At 69.5% G+C, this 13037-nt stretch carries 9 protein-coding genes; 3 read left to right on the plus strand and 6 right to left on the minus strand.

The window, feature by feature from the left end:
• Positions 1-84 precede the first annotated feature (84 nt).
• The 4 genes from V1227_RS09810 to V1227_RS09825 all read right to left on the minus strand — a co-directional run bounded on the left by V1227_RS09810 (position 85) and on the right by V1227_RS09825 (position 3504).
• A complete protein-coding gene (locus V1227_RS09810; RefSeq protein WP_329792191.1) occupies positions 85-1407 on the minus strand; it encodes a serine hydrolase domain-containing protein in 1323 nt (440 codons plus the stop codon).
• 368 nt (positions 1408-1775) lie between these two features.
• Positions 1776-1979: an MbtH family protein gene (locus tag V1227_RS09815; RefSeq protein ID WP_329792192.1), complete on the minus strand. Its 204-nt coding sequence runs from the start codon at positions 1977-1979 to the stop codon at positions 1776-1778.
• Between the two features lie 396 nt (positions 1980-2375).
• Positions 2376-2570, minus strand: coding sequence for a hypothetical protein (locus V1227_RS09820; RefSeq protein ID WP_329792193.1), 195 nt, complete (start codon positions 2568-2570; stop codon positions 2376-2378).
• Between the two features lie 121 nt (positions 2571-2691).
• Positions 2692-3504: an HD domain-containing protein gene (locus V1227_RS09825; protein WP_329792194.1), complete on the minus strand. Its 813-nt coding sequence runs from the start codon at positions 3502-3504 to the stop codon at positions 2692-2694.
• Between the two features lie 252 nt (positions 3505-3756).
• Here V1227_RS09825 and V1227_RS09830 point away from each other — a divergent pair, with 252 nt between their 5' ends.
• Positions 3757-4110: a TFIIB-type zinc ribbon-containing protein gene (locus V1227_RS09830; protein WP_329792195.1), complete on the plus strand. Its 354-nt coding sequence runs from the start codon at positions 3757-3759 to the stop codon at positions 4108-4110.
• Positions 4111-4365: 255 nt separating this feature from the next.
• The gene (locus V1227_RS09835) at positions 4366-5901 is read left to right on the plus strand and encodes an MFS transporter (RefSeq protein ID WP_329792196.1); all 1536 of its coding nucleotides are present in this window, start codon (positions 4366-4368) and stop codon (positions 5899-5901) included.
• Positions 5902-6498: 597 nt separating this feature from the next.
• On the opposite strand, the gene V1227_RS09840 is transcribed toward V1227_RS09835, so the two are convergent.
• On the minus strand, positions 6499-9048 hold the full coding sequence (locus V1227_RS09840; RefSeq protein WP_329792197.1) for a BTAD domain-containing putative transcriptional regulator: 2550 nt from the start codon (positions 9046-9048) through the stop codon (positions 6499-6501).
• 58 nt (positions 9049-9106) lie between these two features.
• Positions 9107-9382, minus strand: coding sequence for a hypothetical protein (locus V1227_RS09845; protein WP_329792198.1), 276 nt, complete (start codon positions 9380-9382; stop codon positions 9107-9109).
• 630 nt (positions 9383-10012) lie between these two features.
• Here V1227_RS09845 and V1227_RS09850 point away from each other — a divergent pair.
• Positions 10013-12952, plus strand: a complete 2940-nt coding sequence (locus tag V1227_RS09850; RefSeq protein ID WP_329792199.1) for an AfsR/SARP family transcriptional regulator — start codon at positions 10013-10015, stop codon at positions 12950-12952.
• Positions 12953-13037 lie beyond the last annotated feature (85 nt).

Genomic DNA, 13037 nt, shown 5'->3' on the forward strand with positions numbered 1-13037 from the left:
TCATCGCCGTCCAACCTCTTTTTGGGCGCGCAGCAGCGCCACGGGGTACAGGGGGAAGAGGAAAGGGGGTGCGGAACCGCGGCGTCAGGCCACGTCGCGCTCGCGGTGCCGCCGGCCCGCGACCCTGCCGCCGATCTGGATCCGGTCGATCCGGCCGCTGCGGGGGTCTCGCAGGAAGCGGCCGGGGCGACCGGTCGCGCCGTTGGCCAGATCCGTCACGGAGAAGACGAACCCGTCGTGGACCGCGAGCCGCGCGGCCGGTTCGTCGTCGACGACCAGGTGCAGCTCATCGCCCTCGACCACGACGGAGAACGCCGTGTCGCCGTTGACGTACGTGCCGGTGCACTCGCGCGGGATCGACACGCTCGGCTCGGCGTCGATCGTCGTTTCGCCCTCGGTGAGGTCGATGCCCACCGCGCGCAGTTCGGGCAGCAGGTCCCGCCACAGGGCGGCGCCGGTGGACGAGTTGGCCGTCAGGGCCACGACCGTGCCGGACTCGGGGTTCAGGCGCAGGTGGCAGGAGGTGCCGTCGGCGGTGCCGTCGTGCCCGAGCCACCCGGTGCCGTGACCGCGGAAGATCGCCAGGCCGAGGCCCCAGCCGTCCGCGAGCCCGAACGGCTCCGCGCCCGGCACCGGGCGGCACATCTCCGCGAGGTGCTCGGGAGTGACCAGCCCGGGGTCGATGCCGCCGTGCCGGGGGTCGAGGTGCATCTTCGCCAGCTCGACGAGGTCGGCGGCGCTGGCGGCGAGACCGCCGGCGGGCGCCTCGACGAGGGCGAGCTCCTGCTCGACGGGACGCACCAGGCGCAGCGCGTGGTTCACGGTGTGGCCGCTGGCCGTGGCCTCACCCCCCTGCCCCGCGATGAACCCGAGGTCGATGCCCAGCGGTTTGAGCAGGATCGTGCGCACCGCCTCCGCCCAGGTCATGCCCGTCGCCACCTCGATCAGGCGGCCGATGAGGGCGTACCCCGTGTTGGAGTAGGAGAAGCCGGCGCCCGGCGGCTGCACGACGTCCTGCACGGAGGCCGCCAGCGCCACCCGGCCGTCCGGCGGGGCGACGACCTCCGAGGGCAGGCCACCGGTGTGGCTGAGGAGGTGGCGGGCGGTGAGCACGTCGGCGTGGCCGCCGAGCGCCTGCCGCAGTTCGGGCAGGTACTCCACCACCGGCTCGTCCAGGTCGACGTCGCCGTCGGACACCAGGACCATCAGCAGCGTCGCGGTGAACGTCTTGGTGATGGAGCCGATGGGCACCTTGCTGTCGCGTTTGACCGCACACCCGGTGCCGTGCCGTTCCTCACCGAACTCGAACTCCCGGACCTCACCATCCCGCCATATGACGAGCTGTGCACCGGGTACGTGGTTGTCAAGTGCCGAGCGTCTCAGCACCTCGCGTAAGTGCTCCACCATTTCCTCTCACGGAACGTCGGTTCTTCTGATCGATCTTCTCTGCCCTGACCTGCGGCACGGGACGCGGCACGCATACAGGCACCGATAACTCCCGCGCAGACTTCCGCTCACTTCGCGGCCACATTCCCCGTCAGCGGGAATTCCCTGCGGAGTTCGCGACCGCAGACCAACATCCATACAGCCAACCAACGACGATGTCAGCCCCGAGTTACGAAGTCCCACAATTTGGGTCCTGAATCTCATCGGTCATTGATGATGATCGCGAAAGGTCACCACAATTGCTGCGATTCACCCGAACGCCAGGTTTGACAGGACCCGGCAGAGCCGAACCTGGCCGGTCCGGGCGAGGTTCCTCGCACGCCGCGAGGTCAGCCGGCGGCGTCGGCCGACATCCGTTCCCGCAGGCTGCGGGGCCGCATGTCGGTCCACACGGTGTCGACGTAGTCCATGCACTCCTGCCGCGAGCCCTCCTTGCCCTCGCTGCGCCACCCCGCGGGAACCTCTTTCCCCAAAGGCCACAGCGACCGCTGCTCCTCATCATTGATCAGCACTTGATAAACGTCCTCGGCCACAACTCTCTCCTTCTCCCGGTGTCTACAACAGGCACGGTCCTGCCCTCGCCGGAGTCGGACTCGCCGACCCGTCCCCGAGGAGAACCGTGAACACAAACCAGCGGCAGCGCACAACCGGCACCGCCGCAGCCGAAGATAACAGTGTCGTTCCGCCCGTGCACCCAAACACCGCCGAAAGGAGCATTCCATCCACGGCGAATGGGCATCAAAAAACTGTATGTTTAGCGGCCCGACGACAGGGAACCGGCCCCTTACCCGAGAGTCACTTACTTCTTCGCAATTGCTCGACATGACAACGCGCAGGACAAATGCAATGGAGTTCCGGTGTGCTGAGCGTCACCACGTCCCTCCTCGGCCGACGGCGGTGACAGGACGAGATCCAGGTGTGCTCCGGGCTCAGCGGATCGCCTCCGGGACGCCGAGAGGGATCGCTTTTACGCGTAGCACCGCCGCAGCGCCGCCCTGGCCGGCCTGGTCGGCCTCGTGCCGGACGCGGTTCCCGGCACGAGGGCAGAGGTGGCGGTCTACTACGAAGCCGTCTGCCCACAGCCGGCCCTTGACCGTGGACGCCGCCGCCAACGCCACCCTCATGACGAGGCTGCCCGCATTTGCCGCAAGCCTGAAAAAATTCGGTGCTTCGCCTCGCCGCGATCTCAGTCGGCCGGGAGGAGTTCGACACCTCACCACCGGTCGGTCCCCGGTGGGAGCGGCGTCAGACCAGGCCCCTCGAAGGGTGCCCCAGTGTGCGGCGCAGCAAACGATGGGTACGCCGGACCGCTGCACGGCGTGCGTCGACGTTGATGGCGAGAGCGCGCACAACCGGATCGTCCGGGCCTCGTCGCAGACGGATCTCGGCGAGCCGGTTCTCGAACGTGGTCGGCTGACCGTCGGGCCCGGTGGTCATGTCGCTGTACCAGAGCGCGTCGCGCAGACGGCCCTGTACGTCGTCGAACTCCATCAGTTCGTCGAGCAGTCCCACCACCTCCGCGACGGCCGAGGCGCCGGAGTGGTGCGCCACCAGGTTGCACACCTGCCGGGGCACACCGGCTCGCAGCAGGTAGCGCGCCCCGTCGAGGGAGTGCAGGCCCGTTTCGCTCAACTCCTCCGCGTAGCCGATGTCGTGCAGCCACGCCGCCGCGACCAGCACGTCCCGCTCGCCGGCCGGCACGACGCGCGCGACCTGCTCGGCACGGCGCGCGACGCCGCTCGAGTGCGCCCATCGACGCGGCGAGCGCCGGGCCAGCAACCGGTGCGCCGTGTTGCGCGCCCAGCTGGTCAGCGGCGCGCCGGACATCTCCCCGTCCCCGGCCGGGAACTTCCGCACCCGCGCCCGCACCGCGCGTTCCACCAGCAGCGGGACGAAGTCCCGGACAGCCGCACCACCCAGCCGCGCACGGGCGTGCTCGACCCACTCGTGCACCAGGCTGGGAGGCACGCTGTCGTGCTCCGTCACCAGCCGTGACTCCATGCGGCGAATCTGCTCGTCCACCGCATGCCACCGCACCGCGGGTTCTGCCGCCAGCACCCCGACCACCTTCCACGACGTCTCAGGCTCAGCGTAGGACAGTCACCGCCGACACGGCTCCAGCCGATCCGACCGCATCACGACGCTGGCAGACGAACACGATGTGCGGTATCAATTGCACAGTCGTCCACTTCCGCCGCTCCGGCCCTCGTGTCGCCTGATGACATCGAATGGGCGAGCGATTACCGGACGGTTCCTTAAGAAGCCGCACGAGCGGGACAAGCATGCGCGGATCACCCCTATCCTGCCTCTGTGATCTGTCCAAAATGTCATCACGCCATGCGCACCTTCGACCGGGACGGGATTCATCTCGAGCAGTGCGAGAACTGCAAGGGCATCTACCTCGACGCCGGTGAGCTGGAGCAGATCCTGCTGACCTACCGCACCCATCTGCAGTCCGCCGGCCACCAGCAGGCCACGCCGGCTCCGCCGCCCTACCGACCTGCACCGATGTCGGCGCCGCACCACCCGGCACCGCCGCCGCGGGAGAAGAAGGACGACTTCTGGGGCGACGATGACGACGACTTCTTCGGCACGAGCAAGGACTCTCGCGGGAAGAAGAAGAAAAAGGACAAGTGGGGTTTCCTCGACGACATCTTCGGCTGAGACCGGAGCAATGCACGCCATCAGCACTGCCCCACGGAAGACGAGCGAGAACTCGGTACGCAACGGCGTACCGCGACCCGAGACAACTTCGGAAATGCAGGTGCGCGGTGAACCAAACGCAGGGACGTTGTCCATTCTCCAGCCCGCGGCCGGCTCGGGCCGGACGAAGTGCCGAACCGGTCGGCGCAGACGGTCGCACGCACGTCGTGCGAGCGTTCGGAACTCCTGCCACAGCCCCGTCGACCCGGTTGTGCCATGAGTAGCCGGGCGGCGGGTCACGCCACGATCATCGCGTCGTGCCTCGCCCAGCTCATCGTCACGGTGGACATGACCGTGCTGTACCTGGCGGCACCCGAGCTGACCGTGCAGCTCGGCGCTTCGAACATGGCGATGCTGTGGATCGTGGACGTCTACGGGTTCACGATGGCGGGCCTGCTGGTCACCTTCGGCAACCTGGGCGACCGGCTGGGACGACGGCGGATGCTGGTGTGGGGTGTCACGGCGTTCGCCGCGACCTCGGTGCTGGCGGCGTACGCACCGACCGCCGAGGTGCTGATCGTCGCGCGGGCGTTGATGGGCGTGGCGGGAGCGGCGATCCTGCCGGCGACCACGTCCCTGCTGCGCGTCATGTTCACCACGCAACGGGCCCGCACGGCGGCGGTGGGCGCCAGCGCCGGCGTTTCCGCGGCGGGGTTCGCGGTCGGGCCGATCGTCGGCGGAGTCCTGCTGAACCAGTTCTGGTGGGGTTCGGTCTTCCTGATCAACATCCCGATCGCCCTGTTCATCCTCATCGCGACCAGGTTCATCCCGGAGTCGCGCGCGCCGCAGGGGGTGCGGATGGACCTGGCCAGCGTGCTGCTGTCCGTGATCGGTGTGGTCGCGGTGGTGTACACGATCAAGACCGCCTTCGTCCTGGGCCTGTGGCACCTGGACGTGATGACCGCGCTGATCGTGGGAGTCGTCGCGCTGGGGCTGTTCGCCCGGCGGCAGCTGCGACTACCTGTGCCGCTGATCGACCTGCGCCTGTTCCACAGCCGGCAGTTCACCGCCTCCGTCGGCTCGAACCTGATCGCGGTGTTCACCCTGTCGGCCTTCGGACTGATCATCAGCCAGTACTTCCAGCTGGTGCGCGAATGGACTCCGCTCAACGCGGGACTCGCCTACGTACCGGGAGCGCTGGCAGCCGTGCTGGCGGGCGGTGTCCTGGCCGCGTCGGTGATCAACAGGATCGGCCGCGGACCGGCGGTGGCGCTGGGACTGGTGCTCGCCGCGATCGGCTTCGGCGTGCTCGCCACCGTCCAGACGCAGTCGCCGTACATGGTGGTCGTCGCCGCGCAGGTCGCCGTCGGCGCGGGCGCGGGGCTGACCCTGACGGTCACCGGTGACACGATCCTCGGCACCGTCCCCCGGGACCGCGCCGGTGCGGCCGCCGCGATCTCGGTGACCGCGTACGAACTGGGTGGTTCCCTGGGGATCGCCGTCATCGGAAGCGTTCTCTCCGGGATCTACCGAGCGCAGCTCCTCGTCCCTCCCGGCGTCCCGCAGGCGGTCGCCGACCAGGTCCAGGAGTCGTTCGGCGCGGCGGTCACCACCGCCCTGCCGGAGCCGGTCGCCACAGCCGTCCGGACCGCCGCCACCGAAGCGTTCCTCGGTGGTGTCCGGACGAGCATGGTCGTCAGCGCCGCCACCACTGTTGTCCTCGCTCTCGTCGCCCTGAGGGTCCTGCGCGGGGTTCCGAAGGTCATCGAACAGGAAACAGCACGCGAACCGGATCCCGCACTCGGGGCGTGAGACTCGTTGCTGCCGTTCCAGCGCAACCGGTTCGAATCAGAGTCACGGCGAGATGCTCGTCTTCACGATGCGCGAGCTCGGCCGGCGGATCAGGGATCGGGTGGCCGCGCCTCGACCGCTCCCCCGCCGCCGAGCTCGGCAGCCCTGATCAGGTCACGGATCCGCTGGCCGATCTCCTCCCGCTCCGCCCCGCACAGCGAGGAAGCCCAGCCGACTGGCTGGGCTTCCTCGCTGTGCGCGGATCCGGTCGCACCTCTGAGCGGACGTGTTCGCGCACAACGGAAACACGCACCGCCTGGCCGGAGGAGTTCTGGAGGAGGCGACCGAATGTGGCGGATCGCCATCAGGGCCGGATCTCGACCTCGGGTCTTTCCGGCTGAACGCGCTGTTGGGCGGCCTCACCACAGGCGGTCGTGCATCCACTGTTCGCACGCCGACCCGGAACAGCCGCAGGGCAACCCCACGAAGAAACGCGGACGCCGAGCTCGTCGGCGTCCGCGAGGTTCTGGTGTTCGGCCTGTCTCCAGCGGGGAACGAGCTTGACGTCGGGCCGCGCGGGGGGTGGGACGCGGGCCCGACGTCAAGCGTCTCACCGGGTCATCCCGCCCGGCGGTCGGTGAGGTTCAACGCCGGCTGGTCGAGCCACGCCCGCGCCCTCTCGCCCTTCGACGCCCGTTCGGCTCGGGGGATCTGCTCGGCGACGACGTCGCGCACGAGCACGTGCCGGAACCCGTACTCGATCTCGCCGGTCTCGCTGTTGCGGCCCTGACGACGCAGGAAGTCCCGCTGTTCCAGCAGTTCCAGCGCCTTGGCGACCTGGCGGGGGTCGCGTCGGCCCGTCGCGGCCACCGCACCGGACGACACGACGTCACCGGACAGCGCCGCGTCCTGCAGAACCGCCTTCACCTCGACCGGCAGCGAGTCGAGCTGCGCGGTCAACACCCCGCGCACCGATGGCGGTACCGGCAGCGAGGTGTCGTTCCACAGGTACGTCGCGCGCGGGTCGGCCACCATGCCGGCGTATTCCGCGGCGAACAGCGGGTTGCCGCTGACGCAGGACACGAGCATCTGCCACTGCTCGGACGACAGCTCCGGCGCCGGCAGCAGCGAGCTCAGCAGTCTGCTGGTTCCGCTGTGCGACAGGGGTTCCAAACTGATCGTCGTGGCGTTGCGCTTGCCGCCGAACCACGACGGCCGGCGCTGCAGCAGCTCCGGCCGCGCGGTCGCGATCACCAGCAGCGGCACCGAACCGGCCTGTTCACCCAGTTCCTCCACGAAGTCGAGCACCACGTCGTTCGCCCAGTGCACGTCTTCCAGCAGCACGACCAGCGGTTCGGACTCCGCCACCTCCTCCAGGAAGCGCCGCCACGCCGGGAAGTCCGCGGACACCTCCGCGTCGGGCTCGGCCAGGCGGGCCAGGCTCGCGTGCAGCCGGTCCGCGAGCTCACCGGGACCGACCAGCGCCGCGAGGGCGGCGCGCAGAGTTCCCGGGGAGGAGAAGCCGCTCACGACGTCGGACAACGCGCCGTAGCCGTGATCGTCGCTGTAGGCCGTCGCGGTGCCTCGCAACACGTTCGCACCAGAGGACGCGAGTTCGTTCACGAGCCTCGTCTTGCCCAAGCCCGCTTCGCCGAACACGGTCACGAAGTGCGGGCGGCGGCGCGTGCGCACCTCGTCGAGCAGTCCCCGCAACACCGACAACTCGCGCTCGCGTTCCACGAACGGCACCGCGGCCTGCGCGCGGCGGGTCGCACCGCGAGGTGACACACACGAGATCACCTGCCAGCCTCCGGCCGGGGTGCCGTCCACCTCCCACTTCGCGGAGTCGGCGGCGTCACGGGTCGCGGTGCAGGCACGCACCGCTCCGAACGGTGCCGACTCCATCAGCTGACGGCAGCGGTCGAGCAGGACGCCGCTGGCCGTGGGCGCACCCGACGAAGGCAGGCGCACCAGGGAGTCGCCGGTCGCCACGCCGATCTGCACCTCGGCGACAGCACCCAGCCGGTCGCGGATGGCCACGGACGCACGCACGGCGCGATCAGCGTCGTCCTCCGCGGTCCTGGGCACGCCGAACAGGGCGAGGAACACGGATCCGACGCTTCCGCCGACGAGACCTCCCAGCCGGGACACCTCGGCGGAGACGACGGAAGCCACCTGCTGGTGCAGCGCGTCGACGTCCTCGGGGTCGCCGTCACCGGCCGCGGGACCGAGCTGGGCCGACACCATCACGACGCTGACGCGCTTGCGCTCCGCCATCCCGCCTTCCACCGCGTCCACCGCGGGGGCGAGCTCGACGGCGGGCGGCGGCGTCACCACGACGGGCGTGCGCACGGGAGCGGGGTCCTGGCCGACCGCGAGCAGGTGCCTGCCCCGCACCGACGACGGGAGGTCCAGCGCGGGCGCGTGGTCGAGGATCGCGCGCTCCAGGTCCTGCAGCTCGCGGCCGGGCTCGAGACCGAGCTCCTCGACCAGTGCCGCCCTCGTGCGGCGGTAGACGCCCAGCGCGTCCACCTGCCGGCCGCACCGGTACAGGGCGAGCATCAGCTGACCGCCCAGCCGTTCGCGGTACGGCGCGAGCTCGACCAGCGACTCGAGCTCACCGATGATCTCCCCGTGCCTGCCGCAGGCGAGCTCCGCCTCGAAGCAGTCCTCCTGCGCCGCCAGCCTCCAGTCCCGGATGACGGTGAGCTCCGGCCAGGTGAGCCCGGTCTCCGCGAGGTCCGCGAGCACCGGTCCGCGCCACATGCCCAGTGCCCTGCGGAGCACCGTCGCCGCGGCGGGCCAGTTGCCCGCGGAGAGCTCACCCCGCCCCTGCTCGGCCAGCCGCTGGAAGCGCGTCAGGTCGAGGGAGTTCTCGTCCACGCGCAGGAGGTAGCCCGGTGCGTGGGTCAGCAGCAGCGGGGCGCCCTCGGGGTGGCGGCCCGAAGCGAAGACGCCTCGCAGCCCCGAGACGGCGTTCTGGAGCATCTTGCGCGCCGTGGGCGGGACGTCCCGCGGCCACAACGCGTGGAGCAACTTGCTCGTCGCCACCACCCGGTTGGCCTGCAGGAGCAGGTAGCCCAAAGCCGCACGCTGCTTGATCCCGCCCAGCGGCACGGGTGAATCGTCGTCGAGGACTTCTAGTGGGCCCAGCAGGCGGAATTGCATGGTTCTGGCTCCATCGGTGGTTGTCCGGACGCAGGGCGGGGGTCAGCCCCGGGAGGTGTCACCGCCCCCAGGGGGTGTCGCCGTCCGCGGCGGTGCGGCCATCGATCGGAGAGGCGGAAGCCGAGTTGACCCGTCCCCAAGGGGTGTCGTGGGACATCACCGAACCCCAGGGCGTGTCTCCGTCGGCGGCGATCCGGGTCTGCGGGCCGTGGTGCCCGAGGTGGTCACCCGAGCGGACATCGTCGGCCTGCGCGGTACCGAGGCAGAGGGTCATCGTCAGAAACGCCGGAACAGCGGCGAGAAACAGGGCGGCAGCGGTGTTCTTGCGGATCATGTCTGTCTTCCTCGCTTGATCGGATCTCGGCTCAAGTCGTCGTGCGGGCACCTTCGAGCGGTGTCTGGTGGCGAAGTTAGGAGGACCGCCCATCGCTCTTCTATCGCTCACCCACTGCGTATCAATTGGTCGCGATGGCGCGACCGGCGACCAAGTGAGACACCCGTATTACTGACTCATCAGTCAGCTCACGACCACCACACACGAGCAGGCGAAATCCGGGAATTCGTTGCGGTACGCGCAACACGCGGCAACGCGGCGCATAACGACCGCGAAATCCCCGTCTTCGCAACCACGTATTCGCGTAGGAGCATGCACGCCATCCGGAGTCATTCCCAAATGAGATGGCGGTCGAGATCGTATGCATTGGAAGCATTGCTTGTCGATGCACTGCGGCAACTTGACAACTTTCGTCACCCTGACTAACTTCGGGGAAGCAACGGGGCGGGGGGCGGAGAAATTCGCGCCGAGACCACCGCTGGGTATGTTTCCACGCTGTTAACCCAACCCTCCGGTCATTCAGGCGAACGCAGAGCAGAGCAACCGGCGCAGCACGAAGGACAAAGGCACAAAGGGTCGTCAACCATGAGCCTCGCCCCTGACGACGGACTGATTTTCAGGCTACTTGGAATGATCGAGGTAATCGGCTCCAAAGAGCAGATGCCGACACCTCCGCGTCGCCAGAGGACCGTTCTGACCGCGTTGCTGCTCGAGGCGAACCGCGTCGTCGGCATGGAACAGCTGATCTACCTCGTGTGGGAGCACTCCCCGCCGTCGACCGCGCGGGCGCAGATCCAGATCTGCGTGTCCGCACTCCGGCGGGAGTTCGCGAGGGCCGGCGTCGACGCCAAGATCGAGACCCGGCAACCCGGCTACCTGTTGCGGGTCGCCGCGGACAAGATCGACATCTCCCTCTTCGAACGTCGCGTGGCCGCCTCCGACCTCGCCGTGCGCCAGGGCCGCCTGGAGGACGCGGCGACGATTCTGCGCGCGGCGTTGGCCCTGTGGCGCGGACCCGCGCTCAACGGGGCGGGTGCCACCCTGCAGAGCAAAGCGCTCCGGCTGGACGAGAAACGACTGGCAGCGCTGGAGAACTGCGTCGAGGTCGAATTGTCACTCGGCCGCCACCACGCCCTCGTCGGTGAACTGCAAAGCGTCGTGACCGAGAACCCGCTGCGGGAGCGCCTGCGGGGCCAGTTGATGGTCGCGCTCTACCGCGCGGGCCGGCAACCCGAGGCGCTCGAGGTCTACCGCGCGGGCCGCGACCTGTTCATCGAACGTCTGGGCCTCGAACCCAGCGACCAGCTGCGCAGGCTCGAGAGAGCGATCCTCACCGACGACGAGGTGCTGCGACTGGATCACGGGGACCGCGCTCCGGTCACGGCGCACAACGTCGTGTCACCGCACCAGCTCCCGGCCGCGACCTCGGACTTCATCGGTCGCGAGGAAGTGGTGGCGCGTGTCCAGGACGTGCTGTCCGGCGACCACATGACGATGCACGTGGTGAACATCTCCGGCAAGGCGGGCATCGGCAAGAGCGCTCTCGCCGTGCACGTCGCCCACCGCGTCGCCGCCGAGACCTACCCGGACGGTCAGCTGTACTGCGACCTGCGCGGTACCCACGCCCAACCGGCCACGCCGGCGGAGGTTCTCGGGCGCTTCCTCGCCGCCCTGGGAGTCATGGGCTCGTCGCTGCCCGACGGCGTCGACGAACGGGCGGACATGTACCGCAGCATGCTCGCGCACCGCCGGGTGCTGGTCGTTCTGGACGACGCGGCCAGCGAGTCGCAGGTGCACCAGCTCCTCCCGGGCTCGCCGTCGTGCGGCGTCATCGTCACGAGCAGGGCTCGGCTGACCGGCCTCGCCGGATCTCATCTGGTCGAGGTCGACTGCATGAACTCCGACGACTCGCGGGAACTGCTGGGGCGCATCATCGGCAGGCAGCGCCTGGAGAGCGAACCGGTCGCCGTGCCGGCGTTGATAGACGCCGTGGGAGGGCTCCCATTGGCGCTGCGCATCATCGGCGCGCGTCTCGCGGCTCGCCCGCACTGGCCCCTCGCCGCGTTGGTCGGCCGCCTCTCCGACGAACGCCATCGCCTCGACGAGCTCGCGCACGGCGACATGGTCGTGCGCGCCAGCCTGTCGCTCACCTATGACGGCCTCCAGCCCGAAGCTCGCCGGATGATGCGGCTGATGTCGTTGCTCGAGGCGGAGAACCTGCCGAGCTGGACGGCCTCCGCTCTCATCAACGACGACCACCGCAGTTTCGACCTGGTGGAGCGCCTGGTCGACGCGCAGCTGGTCGACGTGGTGGGCACCGACATCACGGGCCTGCCGCGGTACCGCTTCCACGACCTGATACGCCTGTACGCCAAGGAGCAGGCCGCCGCGCACGAGGCCCCGGACACGCAGCTGACCTCCGTGGAGCGGGTCGTCGGAGGCTGGCTCGCGATGGCCGAACAAGCACACCGGCGCCTGTACGGCGGCGACTTCACCTTGCTGCACGGCCACGGGAAGCGCTGGCAACCGCCCGTGCCGCACCTGGACCAGGTGCGACAGGACCCGATGGGCTGGCTGGAGAGCGAGCACCAGAACCTCTGCGCAGCCGTCCTCCAGGCGGCCGACGCCGGCCTGGACGAGCTGAGCTGGGACCTGGCGATAACGCTCGTGACGCTGTTCGAGAGCCGCAGCCGCTTCGACGACTGGCAGCAGACCCACGAACGGGCGTTGGAGGCCGTGCGCAGGGCAGGCAACAAGCGCGGCACCGCGGCCCTGCTGTGCTCGCTCGGTTCGCTGCACCACAGCCAGCGGCGCATGGACGCCACCCGCGCCGCGCTGGTGCCCGCCCTGGACCTCTTCACCGAGCTCGACGACACCCACGGCGTGGCGTTGGCGCGCCGCAACCTCGGGCTGCTGGAGTACACCGAAGGCCGCCCCGAGGTGGCGCAGCGGATCTTCGAGCAGTCGCTGACCGGCTTCGAGCAGGTCGGCGACGTCATCGGCCGGGCCCACGTCGTGTCGCACCTCGCCCAGCTGTCGCTCGACCGCGGCGAGAACGAACTGGCGGCCGCCCAGTTGCGCGACGCCCTCGGCATGTGCCGGGAGATCTCCAGCCCGCGGGTGGAGGCCCAGCTGCTGTACCGGCTCGGTGGTGCGATGCTCGCGCAGGGACGGTACGAGCAGGCGCGCCAGCTCATGACGTCGGTGCTCACGATGGTGCAACGCTCCGGCGACACCGTCGGGGAGAGCTACGCCCTGCACTCGCTCGGCGTGATCCACAGCCGCATGCGCATGGTCGAGGAGGCCGGCGACATGCTGTGGCGAGCGATTCGGCTGTGCGAGGAGAACCTCGACCGCCTCGGGGCCGCGCGGGTCCAGCTCGACCTCGCCCAGCTGGTGTCGCAGTGCGGGGAGGGGTTCCACGCGATCGCCATCGTGGAACAGGCGAGGGCGACGTTCCAGGAGCTGCGGCTCGCGTCGTGGGAGAGCAAGGCCCTGGCCGTGCTGGAGAAGATCACGGCGGAGAGCCCGCTGTCGGCCGCGGCCACGTCGAACGGCGGCGGGTTCTAGGTCCCGGGGGTGCTCAGGGGAGTCGGCCGCCCACTCGCGCGGCCGACTCCCCCGGAGGTCGTGGCGTCGTGCTCCCCCGCCACCG

It is taken from the genome of Lentzea sp. DG1S-22 (genome assembly GCF_036321065.1).
GTDB lineage: Bacteria > Actinomycetota > Actinomycetes > Mycobacteriales > Pseudonocardiaceae > Lentzea > Lentzea jiangxiensis.

What these genes read in the sequence shown, in the direction of transcription:
- V1227_RS09810 (WP_329792191.1), bottom strand. Translation starts at nt 1,407, where the DNA reads ATGGTGGAGCACTTACGCGAGGTGCTGAGACGCTCGGCACTTGACAAC.
- V1227_RS09820 (WP_329792193.1), bottom strand. Translation starts at nt 2,570, where the DNA reads ATGAGGGTGGCGTTGGCGGCGGCGTCCACGGTCAAGGGCCGGCTGTGG.
- V1227_RS09850 (WP_329792199.1), top strand. Translation starts at nt 10,013, where the DNA reads ATGATCGAGGTAATCGGCTCCAAAGAGCAGATGCCGACACCTCCGCGT.
- V1227_RS09835 (WP_329792196.1), top strand. Translation starts at nt 4,366, where the DNA reads ATGAGTAGCCGGGCGGCGGGTCACGCCACGATCATCGCGTCGTGCCTC.
- V1227_RS09840 (WP_329792197.1), bottom strand. Translation starts at nt 9,048, where the DNA reads ATGCAATTCCGCCTGCTGGGCCCACTAGAAGTCCTCGACGACGATTCA.
- V1227_RS09845 (WP_329792198.1), bottom strand. Translation starts at nt 9,382, where the DNA reads ATGATCCGCAAGAACACCGCTGCCGCCCTGTTTCTCGCCGCTGTTCCG.